Here is a 17,357-nt window from a genome sequence, read left to right on the forward strand (position 1 = left end):
CCGTAAAGATAAGGATTTCGCCGATTATTCGGAATTCCCAACTGGCACCAGAATCTCACGATTTCCATTCGATTGCATGGTAGACACCACACCGCTTTGCTCCATTTGCTCCAGCAGACGGGCGGCGCGATTGTAGCCTATGCGTAAATGACGCTGCACCAAGGAGATCGAAGCGCGTCGATTTTTCAAGACTATCGCCACCGCCTGGTCATACAAAGCATCGGCTTCATTCCCGCCCTCGCTGACGGGAGCACCGTCGCCCCCCTCTTCTAATACGCCACCTTCTAAGATACCCTCGATGTAATTTGGTTCCCCTTGCGCTTTCAGATGCTTGACGACACGATGAACTTCCTCATCTGAGACAAAGGCACCATGCACACGTACCGGCAGACCAGTACCGGGTGGCATGTACAGCATGTCCCCCATACCGAGTAAGGACTCCGCCCCCATTTGATCAAGAATAGTCCGGGAATCAATTTTACTACTCACCTGAAAAGCGATACGGGTAGGAATATTTGCCTTAATCAAACCGGTAATGACATCAACCGATGGGCGCTGCGTTGCGAGAATCAGATGCAAGCCCGCGGCGCGCGCTTTCTGGGCGATCCGGGCGATCAGTTCTTCCACCTTCTTACCGACGACCATCATCAGATCCGCCAATTCATCAATAATAATCACGATGGTCGGTAATTTTTCCAGTGGTTCTGGCGCATCAGGTGTGAGACTAAAAGGATTAGGGATGTGTTCTTCGCGTTTTTCTGCCTCAGCAATTTTAACGTTGTATCCCGCCAGATTTCTTACCCCTAGCTTGGACATTAACTTATAACGTCGCTCCATTTCGGCAACCGCCCAGTTAAGCGCATGGGCCGCCTGACGCATGTCTGTGACCACGGGTGCCAATAGATGAGGAATACCCTCATACACAGACATCTCCAGCATTTTAGGATCGATCAAGATCATGCGTACATCGTTAGGATCAGACTTATACAGCAGTGAGAGTATGGTCGCGTTAATCCCCACGGACTTCCCTGAGCCAGTGGTACCCGCCACCAATAAATGCGGCATTTTAGCCAGATCCGCGACCACCGGGTGTCCAGCGATATCCTTACCCAAGGCAACGGTCAGACTAGAACTGCTATCATTATAGACTTTAGACCCCAAAATTTCGGTCAATCGCACGATCTGACGCTTGGGATTAGGCAACTCCAATCCCATGAAATTTTTACCTGGTATTGTCTCAACCACCCGTATCGAAGTCAAAGATAATGAACGCGCTAAATCGCGCGCCAAACCGACTATCTGACTGCCTTTAACGCCGGTCGCAGGCTCGATCTCATAACGAGTAATAACTGGACCTGGATAAGCCGCAATGACCTTAGCCTCCACCCCAAAGTCTGAGAGTTTCTTCTCGATCAAACGACTGGTAAATTCCAAAGTCTCAATACTGACAGTCTCCTGCGTGACAGGGGCCTCGTCCAACAGCGACAAGGGAGGTAAATTACTGTCAGGCATATCGTTAAATAACGAGACCTGTCTTTCCTTCTCTATACGTTCGGATTTTTGCACTGCCACCACCTGTGGTTCAATCCGGACCGGAGGCGCTTCGATGATTTTCGCACGTTCCTGAACGACGACTTCCTGTCGTTTTACTGCTGCAGTCTGCCCGACCCGTCGATCTTGCCGTGCAGTATATTTGTGAAGAACGAACTCAAATGCCACTTCTATAGACTTACCGACATTTTCGGCAATCTGCAACCAGGACATCTGAAAATACAAACTGAGACCTAAAGCGAATAACAGTAACAACACCAAAGTCGAACCGGTATTGCCAAATTGGGTTAGTGCAAAGTGCCCGATAACTTCACCAAGAACACCTCCAGGTGCCAAAGGCAAAGGGATACTCATCGTATGCATACGTAAATACTCTATCGCCATGCTCCCCATTAACAGGAAAGCAAAACCAATTATTTGTATATATTTTTCATATTCATGAGCATCTTCGGTTTTTTCCTCCGACAAGATTTGCCGGGATAATTGTCGGTAATCCTTCCAGACCAATCTGAGCAAAACCACGCTAAACCACCATGCTGACAATCCAAACACATACAAGAGAACATCTGCAAACCAAGCCCCCGCTCGTCCACCTATGTTATTGAATTTAAGCACTTCGCTGGCATGCGACCAACCTGGGTCAAGCTTAGAATAGGTAAATAAGATCAGGACTAAATATGTACTCAATGCTGCGAACGCTATCCATCGCACCTCAGCCAATAGATTGACGAGACGATTTGGCAAAGGTGGCGCAGGTTTATTGTTGCGATTGCGAGTATAGGCTTCGTTGGTATTAGTCATAAATCGTAAAGAAAACAGCCAGCCACGATTGTAGGGCAAAAAGCCAGATAAGATACATCTGTAATTTATTATCTTATTGAAACTAAAATAGTTCCAGCAAACGCTTTAGCCTCGCGCCACGCGCCTGAGTCATGGTATTCGTCTATAATTGCGCTCAACTTTAAACAGCGATTCAGATTCAAAGGAACATCTTGGAACCATGAAGATGGTCGCTATCTATTTGTTGAGTTGTCTGCACTTACTCGTTAATTTAATCTCCTTTTCAGGCTCTATCATGTCGACTCCGAAACACGCTCATGTCTTAATTCTTGGTTCTGGCCCAGCAGGCTACTCTGCCGCAGTGTATGCCGCCCGCGCCAACCTAAAACCTGTGCTGATCACTGGAGTCGAGCAAGGTGGTCAATTAATGACAACGACGGACGTAGAAAACTGGCCAGCAGACCCAATGGGGGTGCAAGGTCCAGAGCTAATGCAAAGGTTTTTGCAACACGCTGAACGTTTTAATACAGAAATTATTTTCGACTATATTCACACCGCAAAATTAGATGAAAAACCAATACGATTGATCGGTGATCAAGCTCAATATACCTGTGACTCGTTGATTATTGCCACTGGTGCCTCGGCACAATACTTAGGCCTGTCTTCCGAACAGGCATTCATGGGTAAAGGCGTCTCTGCATGCGCAACCTGTGATGGGTTTTTCTATCGAGGCAAAGAAGTCGCCGTTGTAGGGGGCGGGAATACTGCGGTAGAAGAAGCCTTATACCTGTCCAACATCGCCAGCAAAGTTACCGTTATTCATCGACGCGACAAATTCCGTGCTGAAGCTATTTTAATTGATCGATTAATGGCAAAAGTGGCCGAAGGCAAGGTAGAAATCAAATGGAATCACACCTTGGACGAAGTCACTGGTGACGATAGTGGTGTCACCGGCATCCGCATCAAATCAATGATCGATGAAGAGACTAGCTCGATACAATTGCACGGTGTTTTCATCGCGATTGGCCACAAGCCTAACACCAGCATTTTTGACGGCCAATTAGAAATGCATAATGGCTACATCAAAACAAAAACCGGCACAGAGGGCATGGCAACCGCCACCAGCGTTCCAGGCGTATTTGCGGCTGGCGACGTACAAGACCACGTCTACCGTCAGGCAATTACGAGCGCGGGTACCGGATGCATGGCTGCGCTCGACGCTCAGCGCTTCCTCGAAGAATAAGTTTTTTCGACTCGCCTTATGTCAGCCGCAATAAAGACATTTGCTGACCTGAAAAATTTGGGTCAGCAATTAAAACGCCAACAAGAGCTGCAGCAAAAAGTTGAACTCGAAAGAGTAAAAAACTTAGCTCAAGCGAAGCGAGAAGCGAATATTTTTCGCGCAACCGTTGGCGCTACCAAGCCAATAAAAAGTGAAGCAAAACACATCCCTTTAGTTAAGCGACCAGCCCCCCTTCCCTTTCAGCATTTGGCAGACGAGCGTTCAGCTTTACTGGAATCCTTGTCGGACGATTTTGACGCAGACTCATTACTCGAAACAGATGATGATCTCAGCTACACCCGACAGGGCATAGGAATAGACGTAGCAAAAAAATTAAGGAAAGGCCATTGGGTGATTCAGGCCGAACTAGATTTACATGGTATGCGGCGTGACCAGGCCCGCGACGCCTTAGCTGATTTTCTACGTCAATGCGGGCGAACTGGTAAGCGCTGTGTCCGCATCATTCACGGGAAGGGACTCGGCTCCGTCAATAAAGAGCCAGTACTGAAGAAAAAAGTCAGAAACTGGCTAATACAAAAAGACGAAGTTCTCGCCTACAGCCAAGCCACAGCCGCAGATGGTGGCTCAGGTGCATTAATCGTATTACTGAAAGGCTAGACAAACAACCTGCCAGTTAATTACGGAACTTCCCATCCTTACTAATCACAGTCATGTCGACGTATTTAGAACCATTGTGACTGCTAGGTGAAAAAGCCACATCAAAGCCACCAGTATCGTAGTTACCAATATTGATAGTCTCCAGGGCAGAAATTAACCGATCTCTACTGAGATTCCGACCAGCGCGCTTCAAGCCCTCAACAAGTACTTTGGCAGCAATAAACCCTTCAAGACTAGAAAAATTTAATTCTTGTATTCCGGCTTTATTCATCGCTTTCGTGTACTCCGCAACCACCGGAGTAGCCAGATGCCAGGGAAATGGAACTACTTGTGAAATAACAACCCCGGGTCCCTCAGCACCTAAGGTATCGGCCAAGGCTTTACTTCCTACAAACGAGACATTGTAAAACTGCCCAGTATATCCCGCCTTACGCATGTCCTTAATGTAAGCAGAACATGAAGCATATGCGCTAATTTGTATGATTACATCGGGCCGCTTTGGCAGTATTTTCTCTACAGCCTTAGCGACCTCAGTGCTGTTTCGCTCTACCGTTGCCACCTCTAACATCGGTACATTCAACTTTTTCAAGGCGCGCTCTACGCCAGCAAGGCCAGCCTTACCGTATGCATCGTTTTGATAAAAAACGGCAATATTTTTTAAGCCAGTCTTGACCAAACGATCAACCAAGTGTTCAGTCTCATCAAAATAACTGGCTCGAATATTAAAAATTTGCTTATTAAATGGCTCGCGCAGTGACTGAGCACCTGTAAAAGGCGCAAAAAAAGGGACTTTTGCTTGCGTAAATATCGGCAGAGCAGCATTACTAGTCGGAGTTCCGACATAACCGAACAGGGCAAAAACCTCATCAACTTCAATTAATTTTTTAGTGTTCGCAGCAGCCAGATCTGCTTCGTATTTGTCATCGAGTTTTATTATCTCGATTTTCCTACCAAATACCCCTCCCTGTGCATTCACCTGATCAAAGTAAGTTTTCGCGCCGGCATGTAGCTGAATTCCTAGTTGAGCAGCGGGACCAGAAAAAGCAGCGGACTGACCTAAAATTATTTTGTGATCAGTAATTCCTACCTCCGCTGATGCTGGGATCGCCATAGATGTTGCGGCAGCACCAATTAAAAGTCTGGACAAAAAAATACGTCTATTGTTCATAAGTTAGTACCCATCGATTAGAATATTAAACGGCCTCGGGTCCGGTTTCGCCAGTGCGAATACGAATAACTTGCTCAACATTTTGCACAAAAATCTTACCATCGCCGATTTTTCCTGTATGAGCAGCCTTAATAATCGCATCCACGACCTGGTCGCAAATTTTGTCGTCAACGACTACCTCAAGTTTAATTTTAGGCAGAAAATCGACGACATATTCGGCACCACGGTACAGTTCAGTATGTCCCTTTTGACGCCCAAAGCCTTTTACTTCTGCCACGGTTAAGCCAGTCACACCGACCTCAGCTAAGGCCTCGCGAACTTCATCTAATTTAAAAGGTTTGATTACGGCAGTAATCTGTTTCATCTCTACTCTCCAGGAAGATTCACACCCAGCATAGGTACTTCATAAAAATAAGCATTAACGGCATTGAGCCTGTAGACCCAAATAACAAGCCGAGCTATTTATTTACTACAAAAAATTAATCGAGAAATTTAGAGGTAATAGGATATCGCCAATCGCGCCCAAACGCACGATGGGTCACCCGTATTCCAACCGGCGACTGTCGCCTTTTATATTCATTAATCTTAATCAAACGTGTAATGCGCTCGACATCTTCAATCCTATATCCAGCCTCAACAATCTCGGATCTCGATCTATTTTCTTCCATATACAAACGCATAATGCCATCCAAAATATCATACGGAGGCAGAGAATCCTGATCAGTTTGATCCGGCCTCAATTCGGCAGAAGGAGCTCGGGTTAGAATACGTTCCGGTATCACTGAGGACAGACTATTCCGATATTCGCAAAGACGATATACAAGTGTTTTGGCAATATCCTTAATCACTGCAAAGCCACCCGCCATATCACCATATAAGGTGCAATATCCAACCGCCATCTCACTCTTATTACCCGTCGTCAATACAATTGCGCCATGTTTATTCGACAGCGCCATCAAAATCGTACCACGTATCCGCGCCTGGATATTTTCTTCGGTGGCATCCATCGGCAACCCGGAAAACTCTTGTTTGAGCGTTGCATTAAAAGAGGCGAAGCAGTCATTAATAGAAATTTCATCATAACGTACACCAACACGCTGAACCATATCGCGGGAATCAAACAAAGAAATATCCGCGGTATATGGTGATGGCATCATTATCGCTCTAACCTTTTCCGCTCCTAGTGCATCAACCGCAATCGCGAGTGTCAACGCCGAATCGACCCCGCCAGACATTCCAATCAAGACATGTGGGAAACCGTTTTTCGTAACGTAATCACGCACGCCTAACACCAAGGCTTGATAAATCTGCGCCTCGACATTTAGAACAGTTGAGATTTCTCCGGTCATCGGTGTTGCGCCATCGAACTCTATAACTTGCAGATCTTCCTCACAATGTTTAAGGCTGGCGCAAAGCACTCCGTCTTGGCGCATTACAAAAGAATTCCCATCGAAAATGAGTTCATCCTGACCACCGACCAAATTTGCGTAGACTAATGACATTCCCTGCATCGCTACATTTGCTCGCATGATATCCAAACGTTGATGCGGTTTACTCATATGGAAAGGGGACGCATTCGGCACCAATAAGACTTCAGCTCCGGCCATCTTAGCTTTACTCGGAGCATGAGGATGCCATGTGTCTTCACAAATATTAATTCCGAATTTTGTTCCCCTTACTGAGAATACGACAGGCTGATCCGACTCGACAAAATACCGTTTTTCGTCAAATACCATATCATTCGGAAGATGGTTCTTACAATAGGTAAAAGACACATCACCGTTTAACAAAACCGAAACCGCATTAAAACGTAATCCATTTTTCTCAAATGGATGTCCAACCAAAACATGGACATTAAGAAACTGCTGTAATTTAGCAGCTAATTTCAACATAGCCTCTGCAGTTTTCTCATAAAACGCAGGACGTAACAATAGATCTTCCGGCGGATAACCGACCAAGGAAAGTTCCGGCGTCACAACAATGTCGGCACCCTGCTTAAACGCAACTTGTACGGCTTGAAAAATTTTTTCAGCATTGCCGGGTAAATCACCAACAATACTGTTAACTTGGGCAATAGCAACTTTTACTGTCATAGTGGCTTACATCGTCTTTAATCAGATATTTAATAATAGAAATGAACATTCCTACCGTGCAGACATATTATCGCATGAGCATCATCAATTCTCTGAATGATGTTGGTCAGAAACAATGGGATGCATTAATACAATCACAAAATAATGCGAATCCTTTTCTCTCATTTGCATTTTTAAACGCTCTCCACGAATCAGGCTCGGCGTGTGAAAAAACGGGGTGGAAAATGTCCTACTTGTGCCTATGGCAACAAAATCAGCTGGTTGCTGCTATCCCTTTATATGAAAAATACCATTCCTACGGTGAATATGTTTTCGACTGGGCCTGGGCGGATGCTTACCATAAGAGCGGTCTCAATTATTATCCAAAATTACTCAGCGCCATCCCCTTTACACCAGTAAGCGGAAATCGCCTTATTGCCAAAGACCCTGATGCGCGGCGCGCTTTATTGGTCGAACTTGTAAAATATCAACAATCTGAGAATTTTTCGTCAACACATATACTGTTTCCATCTAATCAAGAAACAGAGTTATTGGGTAAAGCAGGATACTTAATACGAGAGGGGATACAATTTCACTGGAAAAACAATACTTATTTAAACTTCGAAGAGTTTCTTTCTACGCTTGAGCCCAAAAAAAGAAAAAATATTCGAGCTGAGAGACGCAAAATCAAACAAAGCGAAATTGAATTTGAACATATAAAGGGGAGCGAAATGACGCAACTCAACTGGGAAATTTTCAAACAATGTTATGACCAAACTTACATCGATCATCACTCATCACCCTATTTGAACCTTGACTTTTTTTATCGCATTGGTGCCACTATGCCAGAAAACATTCAACTCGTTTTCGCGAAAAAAAATGGACGCACAATTGCAGCATCTTTATTGATACACGATGAGACAACAGTTTTTGGCCGATATTGGGGTTGCCTGGAATCTATTCCTTGCCTTCATTTTGAGACAGCTTATTACCAGGCAATAGACTTTTGCATCAAGAATAAAATCGAAACATTTGAGGGGGGAGCACAGGGGGAGCATAAAATGGCACGCGGTTTTCTCCCGCAAAAAACATATTCAGCACATCATCTGAGAGAACCTAGATTCTCAAATGCTGTCGCAAAATTTTTAGAAAGAGAAAAAATAGGTATTGCTCATTATTTGTCTGACCTAAACGAGCATACACCGTATAAACTCATGCTCAGAGATGAACTTACATAAGCTCACAAACAAAAGCTTGAATTTTCATGCTCGTCAGGGCATGCTGTAGAAATGATACCGAACACCAGCCTCCCAACTTCTTACAACGCAACTAGCCCACAAATACGAAGAGTAGGACGGTTCTCCATTACTGAGAAATTGGGTAATGGTTCAAACGGCACTGTATATTTAGGACATGATCCGGTAATCGACCGTGCTGTTGCAATAAAAGTATTATCTCCGGGTGTAGGCATAACCGATAAAAAGCAGCGCGAACAGCAATTCATCAATGAGGCGCGAGCAGCCGGAAGACTCTCACATCCGAATATTGTTACTATTTACGATGCATCCACTGAGGGCGGCACCACTTTTATCGCGATGGAATTCCTGCATGGCAAAGACTTAAGAGAGCTAATGGAAAGCGGTAACCGTTTCGATATCATCGAGACGGTTAATATCATTTGTAAAGTTGCCGAAGCATTAGCATATGCACACGAACACGGCGTAATTCATCGCGACATTAAACCCGCAAATATTTTCATTCTTCCTAATAAGCAACCAAAAGTGCTTGATTTTGGAATCGCGCGCGCACCGAATCGTGTACTTGACGACAAAGGCAATCCCGCCGAGACCTTATTCAATAACAACATACTTGGAACCCCCAATTACATGTCACGTGAACAGGCATTAGGGCAACAAGTCGACGCCTTAACTGACGTTTACTCACTCGGTGCCGTCATGTACGAAATGCTGACTATGCAGAAACCATTTCAGTCCCACAACATCGATAAACTTCTGTATCAAATTGCCAATAAAACGCCTAAAGCACCAATAGAAATTCGACCAAGCATTCCTGAAAAACTATCGTATATTACAATGAAAGCAATGCAAAAAGATCCGGCAGCACGGTATAAAAATGCTGCCGAGATGGCACAAGCATTGCAAAAAATAATCGATCGAGATAGTCGCCTTAAACGCAGGAGACCAAATAGTGACAAGTCAGCTGAACTCGATGCACCAGTAAAACAAGCGAAAACCAAGCTATTTTGGTTAAGCTGTATTGCACTAGTAATTGCGATTGGTGCATTAATTATAGTGACGCTCCGTTGACACTTCTCTAGAAATGAAAAAAGGCACAGGTATTGTGCCTTTTTTCATTTCTTTAAATGCCAGTACAAATCAACAAGCACTCAGAACCATTTAATTATTCTTTGGATTTTTTGTAATTCGCGACACCATCAAGAATTTCTGTTTTTGCATCTTCTGGTCCGCCCCATCCTTCGATCTTGACCCATTTTCCTTTTTCCAGATCTTTATAATGCTCGAAAAAATGCTGAATTTGGCGCAAGCGCAATTCATTCATATCCTCAGGCTTTTGCCAATGAGTATATATCGGCAATATTTTATCAATGGGAACCGCCAGGACCTTACCATCGCTACCAGCTTCGTCCGTCATTTTCAGTATCCCGATTGGGCGACACCGCACAACGACTCCAGGTATTAGTGGAAATGGTGTAATTACCAAAACATCAACCGGATCACCATCGCCAGCGATCGTTTCAGGGACGTAACCATAATTACATGGGTAATGCATTGCGGTACCCATAAAACGGTCAACAAAAATCGCGCCGGACTCTTTATCAACTTCGTATTTAATCGGATCGGCATTCATCGGAATTTCGATGATCACGTTAAAATCGTTGGGGAGATCACGACCAGCTGGGACTTTATTCAAGCTCATATTGCTCTTTCAATGTAAAAATTCGGATAATATTGGGAAGATTATATCTAGTTTTCTGTGTAAATTGTGCATTGCAGCAGCAACCAAGCTATTACATGGTCGCAATCGCACACAAGCGGTAATGTTTTGCGGCTTCATCGGACTGTCCTAAAGCCTCATGCAATTGTCCCAATTTGAGGTTTGCTTCTCTCACAGTTCTTGATTCAACTGCATCAGATAAAGCTTGCTCAAGATGCCTTTGAGCTTTACCCCATAATTTTTGTTTAAAACATAAAACGCCAAGCGTCAGCGCCAACTCTGGATCATTTGGTCGTTCTTTTTTCCAATTTTCACAATGCTCAATTTGAGTTAATAAAGAGGCAGCACCCTCTGACGAACATGCGTCACGATATGCTCGCATTAATCGATCATCCCAATTCTCAGCTAACGCTTTTTCCACAATTACTCTTGCATCGTCGTGCAAACCGCTCGCATTGAAAAATGTCGCTGCAGTAAACGCAACGAATCGCGTTTTACGATCGGAAGCAGGTATCTCAAACCAAACGCGACGCAATGACTCTGCATCATGGCTTTGATTTCTAAGCATATCTTCATAAGCCAATTCTCGCAGGCGGCTAGATAACGCAGGATGCAGAGCATGATGCTTATCCAGTGTCCGTACCAATTTCAAAACCTCGGGCCATTTCTTGGCTTGCTGATTCGCCTTCAAAGACCAGCGTAAAACCTGAATGTGTCGAGTGCCACTCGCATTGAGTTCTTTTACAGCAGCCAATGCATCTTCTGCCTTATGTTGATCGACCAACAACTCAGTCATACTGACCAGACGAGCGGTCTTGTAGTTCGTATCGTTTTCTATACTAGAAAACCAAGTATCCCGCCGGTCAAACTGACTCATAAAATGAGCCGCTCGGGCACCAATCAAGGCTGCCACTGCCGCATTCTCAGGCAAATTTATAGCATTTGTTGCCGCTTTTTCTGCGCGGCCAAAACGCCCCTCAAACAGCGCTTTTAATGCCTCACGTAGAGCCTTATTGCTATCCCTCTCGCGTTTATTTTTACGATATGCTGCAACCTTCTCCGGCATTTCTTGTGTCGCCACTAGCGTACGCAACAAAAAATAAGTCATGACAAATATCAATAGCGTTAAGAACAAGAAAAAGTTCAGAGACAAATCAACTCTATATGGCGGGTAAAAAAACACTACATTGCCCGGGTTAAAACGAGCACCTATCGCCAGACCAACTGCCAGGGAAAACAGAATCAGAAGCCGAATAAAAATGCGCATATTATGGCTTCACCTTATAGTTTCGAACAGCGTTAAGGCTATCTGACAAAGTTGGCATTTCTATCGACAAATTACTCGCTTGGACCTGGCGAAGTAAGGATTGAACTGTTTGCGCTTGCTTAGCCCGGGTATCAAAATATTTGGATAAGGCATCTTGGGCGGCAATCATGTCACTGCGAAATGCATCTTCATTGCGTGACAACAGAGCTAGACGCGCATTCAATAAACGCAATTTAAGATTTTCACGTGCAAAATAGCCCTGTGACGGTGTCAGTAACAAAGCATCAGGCGTTTCGACGTTACGAACCCGCATCAACTGTTTAACTTCTATCATAATCTCACTAAAAAAACTCTGCCACGCATCCTGAAGACGCATGCTCCATGTATTTTCGGAGATATCGTCGTTGCTTTGTTTCGGATCATTTTTTGAATTTGAGCTCGACGACTTAGGCAACACACGTAGTGGTGCCTTCGGTGCAAGCCCTGTCGCAACGACCTTTTCGTCTGCCCATAAAGGAATATGATCAACCTGTGCGATCACACTATCGAGACGTAATGCCACCCCTGTCAAATCCAAGGCAGGCAAAGATTTTAGTTTATCTACATCCTTGGCAATCGCACGGCGGATAGAAATAAACTGAGGTTTCTCAGATTTTGCTAAGCGGCTATCTGCGTTTTGCAATGCAATAATAGCTCCCTGCACATTTCCAGCCAATTGCAATTGCTGACTAGCCGTCGCCAACACCTGCTCAATTTCTGCCAAGGCCCACTCATCACGATTTTTTGATAAATCTTGATATAACTGTTCGAGTGCTAACTGTTGGCTCTGAGCCTCATTTTGTTTACTCTCTAAAATCGCAACTTTACCCTGAATTTCTTTTGAGCCGTCATACACGGTTTTGGCAAGCAGTTTAGTTTCGCTACTATTAGTTTCAGCGCGCTGCAAACGCAAGGCGACCTCTTCCCGCAAACTTGAGATCTGCGTTTGTGAGGTCCACCAGTGTATGCCCAAAAAGACGGTCACGGCCCCCAACATGAGGTAAACGGGTTGCGTCCAAACTATTTTTTGGCTAGTTGTAGGCTCAGATAAAACAGATGCTGGCAGTTGTTTTAAATCCGAGTCAGTCGAATTTGCCGTCGATGCGGCGTCGTGGGGTAATTGCTGTTCGCTCATAGTTAAGATTGTAACGCGACAAGCAGACGTTCGTCGCCTGATCCTGTCAGGGTAATGGATATAAATCCAAGTATTTTCGCAGTTTCTGCAATACGAGCATGCGGAACAAGTATATGTTGATGTTGCATTTTTGCCACGCCACCCACCAAATCAATTTGGCCGGCCCACAACAACATGGTTTTAAGTACCTCAGAACTAGTCACTACCCATGTATTTTGTTGAGACAGAAAATCGTTCAAACACTGCTGCCGTGGCACACTAAACTCAGGCGTCACGCGGCAATAAGCGGCAACCTGAACCACCGCAATCGATTTGGATCTAAGCGCATCCGCCAACAATTCACGACCAGTCTCACCTCGAACAATCAATACACTGCGATCTTTCAGTTCAGCTATATCGAGTTCATCTAACAAGGTTTCCGAGTCCGTGCGCTCTGGATTAGTCGGACTAATAATACGTGCATTGATATCGGTAATGCCGTGCGCTGCCAACGCGGCACGGCTACCAGCCCCCATAACGGCAATTGTTACTTTTTGCGGCCAGCTCTGTATATAAGAAAATACGACATTGACTGCATTCGGACTAACGAAAGCGACCATTGCGAAATCCGATAACCGAGCAAGACACGCTTTCAATTCTGTGTCATCAGACAACGTCCGAATTTCCAGCATAGGAAATATTTCTGGTTTGCGTCCAATCGCGGCTATCTGCGCGGCAAATCCGCTGGCTTGCGCCAACGGTCTGGTAATGATGACCGACTCAGCTTGCACAATATTTTGCTTAATCTCTTGCATTAAACCGCGGTTCAATTCGGGCATTGATTTCAATTCACTCTGTAATTTGCTCTTTGCACACCGCCAATATCGCCTCTGCATCTTGCGACGACAAGGCCTGAACCACGCTTAAACCAAGCTCCAAATACGACTCAGCCCGACCACGAACTTCAGCACTAACAACCCGCTTACCGTCCGGGGTAGCAACCATGGCACGCAAATGCATATGGCCATCGAGCACGGTGGCAAAAGCTGCTAGCGGAATCTGACAACTACCACCAAACGCCTTCGATACCGCACGTTCTGCACTTACCGCTTGCGATGTAGGCAGATGATTAAGCGGGGCCAGACAAGCCACTAAGTCGGGGCGATTGGCAGCGATCTCAATTGCCATCGCGCCTTGGCCAGCGGCTGGCAAACTTTGCTCTGGCGCTAGAAATGCACGTATTCTTTCTGGCAGCCCTAGCCGCTTCAATCCAGCTGCAGCCAAAATAATTGCCGCGTAATCACCTTGATCTAGCTTGCGCAAACGCGTATCGAGGTTACCTCGAAGAGGATGTATAACTAAGTGCGGATACCGCGCAGTAATAAGTGCCTGACGCCTTAAGCTACTAGTGCCAACCACAGCACCAACCGGCAAATCATCCAGAGAAGCATACTCATTCGAAACAAAAGCATCACGGGGATCCTCACGCTCCAGAATTGCAGCCAATGCGTAGCCTTCCGGTAAATCCATAGGGACGTCCTTCAAGGAATGCACTGCAAAATCTGCGCGCCCTTCTGCCATGGCAACTTCCAGTTCTTTTACAAAAAGCCCTTTGCCTCCGACCTTAGAGAGCGCTCGATCGAGAATTTGATCACCACGCGTGGTCATACCCAAAATTTCTATAGTGCATGCCGGATACAAAGTAGCTAATTGATCTCGCACATATTCGGCCTGCCACATAGCCAAACGACTTTCACGGGAGGCAATGATCAATTTTGTCGGCGGAGAATAGGTCAGTACGGCTGCTGTCATTTTTCAATTAAAGTATAAATATTTGAAACGTAATTTTAGCACGCAGCACCATCCTTTCCTTGACAAAAAAGCGCTACAGACGGCATTATGCGGATATGAATCAAGCAAAACTACTTTCAAATTTGTGCTGGCGCAGCGTTTAAGCCTAGGGGCGGCGCACCCGGTTACAAAGTAATTAAAAAATCAGATCCTAGCGATCTAATCAATGCCGCCACACTGAGCGGCATTTTTTTCGCCACTCCACTCAAAAAAACGACTAATTAAGCCTCAACCCTTACGGAATATACGCATGAGCGACGATAAAAAACCCTCTTCTACACCGACAGAAAATACGCAACATCTCATCCTGACTGGTGACCGACCGACCGGCCCCCTGCATTTGGGGCATTTCGTTGGTAGCCTTCGTAATCGGGTTCTGTATCAGCACCAATATCAGCAGTACATCATGATCGCTGATGCCCAGGCACTGACAGACAATATGGATGATCCTGCCAAAGTACATAACAATGTGCTCGAAGTCGCATTGGATTATCTGGCGGTTGGCATAGACCCTTGCAAATCGACTATTTTTATACAATCGCAAATTCCTGAACTGACCGAACTTACTTATTACTATATGAATTTGGTCACCGTAGCCAGACTAGAGCGCAATCCAACCATCAAACAAGAAATAGTATTACGCAATTTCGAAAGAGATATTCCAGCGGGATTTTTCACCTATCCGGTCAGTCAGGCGGCCGACATCACAGCCTTTAAGGCCACCTTAGTGCCGGTGGGAGACGATCAGATCCCGATGATAGAGCAAACTAATGAAATCGTAAGGCGCTTTAACCGTTTGGTTAAACAAGACATCTTGCTCGAATGCGAAGCCCTGGTGCCGGAAATCGGACGTTTGCCAGGCATAGATGGCAAAGCGAAGATGAGTAAATCACTAGGCAATAGCATTAATCTAGGTGCGAGCGCTGCCGAGATCAAAGCCGCGGTTAAAAATGTCTATACCGACCCTTTGCATTTACGAGTAGAAGATCCAGGTCACTTAGAAGGCAATGTTGCATTCATTTATTTGGATGCATTTGATCAGGACAAGATCAGCTTGCAGGACATGAAGGATCATTATGTGCGCGGTGGGCTTGGTGACAGCAAGGTCAAGCAAAGACTTGAGGCTGTCTTACAAGATATGCTGACACCGATACGTGAACGCCGTCAAGAATATGAAAAAGATCGCGCACAGGTTCTGCAAATGCTAAAAATCGGCACCGAAAGGGCCAGAGAAATCGCTGCAAAAACCACCGATGAAGTGAAAGCTGCACTAGGATTAAAGCACTTCTAATAAAACGATCAACAAATGGAACTCACCCTCGCTTCGGCCCGTGCTCTGCACCTCGCAGCGCAGGGCTTATTAAATTCCACGCAAAAAATCGCCACCAAAGCCGATGTGCTGCAATGCATACGCCAAATGTCAGCACTACAAATCGACACCATCAGCGTGGTGGCGCGCAGTCCGTATCTGGTGTTATGGAGCCGGCTCGGCCAATATCAAAACAATTGGCTCGATGAACTGTTGGCAGAAGGTGCTATTTTTGAGTACTGGTCACACGAAGCCTGCTTCCTCCCCATCGAAGATTACGCTTTGTACCGACATCAGATGGTGTCGCCACAAGGCTTAGGCTGGAAATACAACCATCGTTGGATGTCTGAAAACGCCAGCCAGGTTGAGCATATACGTCAGCACATTCTTCAACACGGAGAGACGCGCTCAGCCGACTTTGAACGCAAGGATGGTAAAGCAGGAGGCTGGTGGGAATGGAAGCCGGAAAAACGCTCCCTGGAAGTACTCTTCACCACAGGCGAACTAATGGTCGCCAAACGCCATAATTTCCAACGTATCTATAACTTGCGAGAACGAGTCCACCCTCAATGGAGCGATAGCCGCGATTTACCAGAGCAAACAACTTGCCAGCAACAGCAAGTCTTAAACGCAGTCAAAGCCATGGGGATTGCAAAAGCTGCGTGGGTTGGAGACTACTTCCGCATGGATAAATTAGCATCCGCAATCCTCGCCGAACAGCTGGTGCAACAAGGACGCTTAATCAGCGTGCAGGTGACTAACTGGGATCAAGCTGCGTATGTTCATCCTGAGCATGAAAAATTATTGCGACTAGCCGACCAAGGCCAACTTAAAGCGAGTACTACCCGCATACTGTCCCCCTTTGACCCAGTGGTCTGGGATAGAAAACGTGCGCTAGAATTATTCAATTTTGAATACAAGCTCGAATGCTATACACCAGAGGCTAAACGCCGTTATGGCTACTTTAGCTTACCAATCTTGCGACGTGGCGCCCTTATCGCACGTATGGACGCCAAGGCACACCGGCGTGACGGCAGATTCGAAATTAAGGCATTACATCTCGAACCGGGAACACGCATCAGCCAAAGTTTGATCAAGGATTTATCCATTACCATCAAAGACTTCGCAGCCTGGCATAAATGTACGAGAATCGAACTGCACGATTGCAACTCTGCGCAATGTTTAGTCTTACTCAAACAAGCAATCTAAGCCACTACGAAGCCGCATGAAAGTCAACGATCGCAAACATCCGCTGCCACTCACCAGGCTTTCCGCCCACTAGCTAGCCTGACGCGCAATACCCATGCGGCTGACACAAGTGGCATGCCTG

General features: G+C 45.6%; 15 protein-coding genes. 6 read left to right on the forward strand and 9 right to left on the reverse strand.

The window, feature by feature from the left end:
- Positions 1-24: 24 nt before the first annotated feature.
- Positions 25-2,352 (reverse strand): DNA translocase FtsK, encoded by a 2,328-nt coding sequence (locus tag ACO0K8_RS05195; protein WP_422945552.1) that lies wholly within the window; start codon positions 2,350-2,352, stop codon positions 25-27.
- Positions 2,353-2,626: 274 nt separating this feature from the next.
- On the opposite strand from ACO0K8_RS05195, the gene trxB reads away from it, so the two are divergent.
- Both trxB and ACO0K8_RS05205 read left to right on the forward strand, forming a co-directional pair.
- Positions 2,627-3,574, forward strand: coding sequence for a thioredoxin-disulfide reductase (trxB, locus tag ACO0K8_RS05200; RefSeq protein WP_422945553.1), 948 nt, complete (start codon positions 2,627-2,629; stop codon positions 3,572-3,574).
- Positions 3,575-3,592: 18 nt separating this feature from the next.
- The gene (locus ACO0K8_RS05205; protein WP_422945554.1) at positions 3,593-4,231 is read left to right on the forward strand and encodes a Smr/MutS family protein; all 639 of its coding nucleotides are present in this window, start codon (positions 3,593-3,595) and stop codon (positions 4,229-4,231) included.
- Between the two features lie 16 nt (positions 4,232-4,247).
- On the opposite strand, the gene ACO0K8_RS05210 is transcribed toward ACO0K8_RS05205, so the two are convergent.
- The 3 genes from ACO0K8_RS05210 to ACO0K8_RS05220 form a co-directional block, all read right to left on the reverse strand.
- Entirely contained in the window at positions 4,248-5,399 is a 1,152-nt protein-coding gene (locus ACO0K8_RS05210) for an ABC transporter substrate-binding protein (protein ID WP_422945555.1), read from the reverse strand.
- A gap of 25 nt (positions 5,400-5,424) precedes the next feature.
- Entirely contained in the window at positions 5,425-5,763 is a 339-nt protein-coding gene (locus ACO0K8_RS05215; RefSeq protein ID WP_126129150.1) for a P-II family nitrogen regulator, read from the reverse strand.
- Positions 5,764-5,878: 115 nt separating this feature from the next.
- A complete protein-coding gene (locus ACO0K8_RS05220; protein ID WP_422945556.1) occupies positions 5,879-7,492 on the reverse strand; it encodes an NAD+ synthase in 1,614 nt (537 codons plus the stop codon).
- A 41-nt stretch (positions 7,493-7,533) separates the two neighbouring features.
- Here ACO0K8_RS05220 and ACO0K8_RS05225 point away from each other — a divergent pair, with 41 nt between their 5' ends.
- Both ACO0K8_RS05225 and ACO0K8_RS05230 read left to right on the forward strand, forming a co-directional pair.
- Positions 7,534-8,709 (forward strand): GNAT family N-acetyltransferase, encoded by a 1,176-nt coding sequence (locus tag ACO0K8_RS05225; RefSeq protein ID WP_422945557.1) that lies wholly within the window; start codon positions 7,534-7,536, stop codon positions 8,707-8,709.
- Between the two features lie 51 nt (positions 8,710-8,760).
- Positions 8,761-9,798 (forward strand): serine/threonine protein kinase, encoded by a 1,038-nt coding sequence (locus ACO0K8_RS05230; protein WP_422945558.1) that lies wholly within the window; start codon positions 8,761-8,763, stop codon positions 9,796-9,798.
- A 94-nt stretch (positions 9,799-9,892) separates the two neighbouring features.
- Here ACO0K8_RS05230 and ppa read toward each other — a convergent pair whose 3' ends face one another.
- From ppa to hemC, 5 genes are all read right to left on the reverse strand, one after another.
- On the reverse strand, positions 9,893-10,429 hold the full coding sequence (ppa, locus tag ACO0K8_RS05235) for an inorganic diphosphatase (RefSeq protein ID WP_126129146.1): 537 nt from the start codon (positions 10,427-10,429) through the stop codon (positions 9,893-9,895).
- A 91-nt stretch (positions 10,430-10,520) separates the two neighbouring features.
- Positions 10,521-11,714 (reverse strand): heme biosynthesis protein HemY, encoded by a 1,194-nt coding sequence (locus ACO0K8_RS05240; protein ID WP_422945559.1) that lies wholly within the window; start codon positions 11,712-11,714, stop codon positions 10,521-10,523.
- A gap of 1 nt (position 11,715) precedes the next feature.
- Positions 11,716-12,888 (reverse strand): uroporphyrinogen-III C-methyltransferase, encoded by a 1,173-nt coding sequence (locus ACO0K8_RS05245; protein WP_422945560.1) that lies wholly within the window; start codon positions 12,886-12,888, stop codon positions 11,716-11,718.
- 2 nt (positions 12,889-12,890) lie between these two features.
- Entirely contained in the window at positions 12,891-13,706 is an 816-nt protein-coding gene (locus ACO0K8_RS05250) for a uroporphyrinogen-III synthase (protein WP_422945561.1), read from the reverse strand.
- 10 nt (positions 13,707-13,716) lie between these two features.
- Positions 13,717-14,679 carry a hydroxymethylbilane synthase gene (gene hemC / locus ACO0K8_RS05255; protein WP_422945562.1) on the reverse strand — a complete coding sequence of 321 codons (963 nt, stop codon included), beginning with the start codon at positions 14,677-14,679 and terminating at the stop codon, positions 13,717-13,719.
- Positions 14,680-14,968: 289 nt separating this feature from the next.
- Between hemC and trpS the strand changes: the two genes are divergently transcribed.
- Complete coding sequence (trpS, locus tag ACO0K8_RS05260) at positions 14,969-16,009, forward strand: tryptophan--tRNA ligase (RefSeq protein WP_422945563.1); 1,041 nt, start codon at positions 14,969-14,971, stop codon at positions 16,007-16,009.
- Positions 16,010-16,024: 15 nt separating this feature from the next.
- The gene (locus tag ACO0K8_RS05265; RefSeq protein ID WP_422945564.1) at positions 16,025-17,236 is read left to right on the forward strand and encodes a winged helix-turn-helix domain-containing protein; all 1,212 of its coding nucleotides are present in this window, start codon (positions 16,025-16,027) and stop codon (positions 17,234-17,236) included.
- Positions 17,237-17,357 lie beyond the last annotated feature (121 nt).

Origin of the sequence: Undibacterium sp. Ren11W (assembly GCF_049340485.1) — a bacterium.
Lineage (GTDB): Bacteria > Pseudomonadota > Gammaproteobacteria > Burkholderiales > Burkholderiaceae_D > Undibacterium.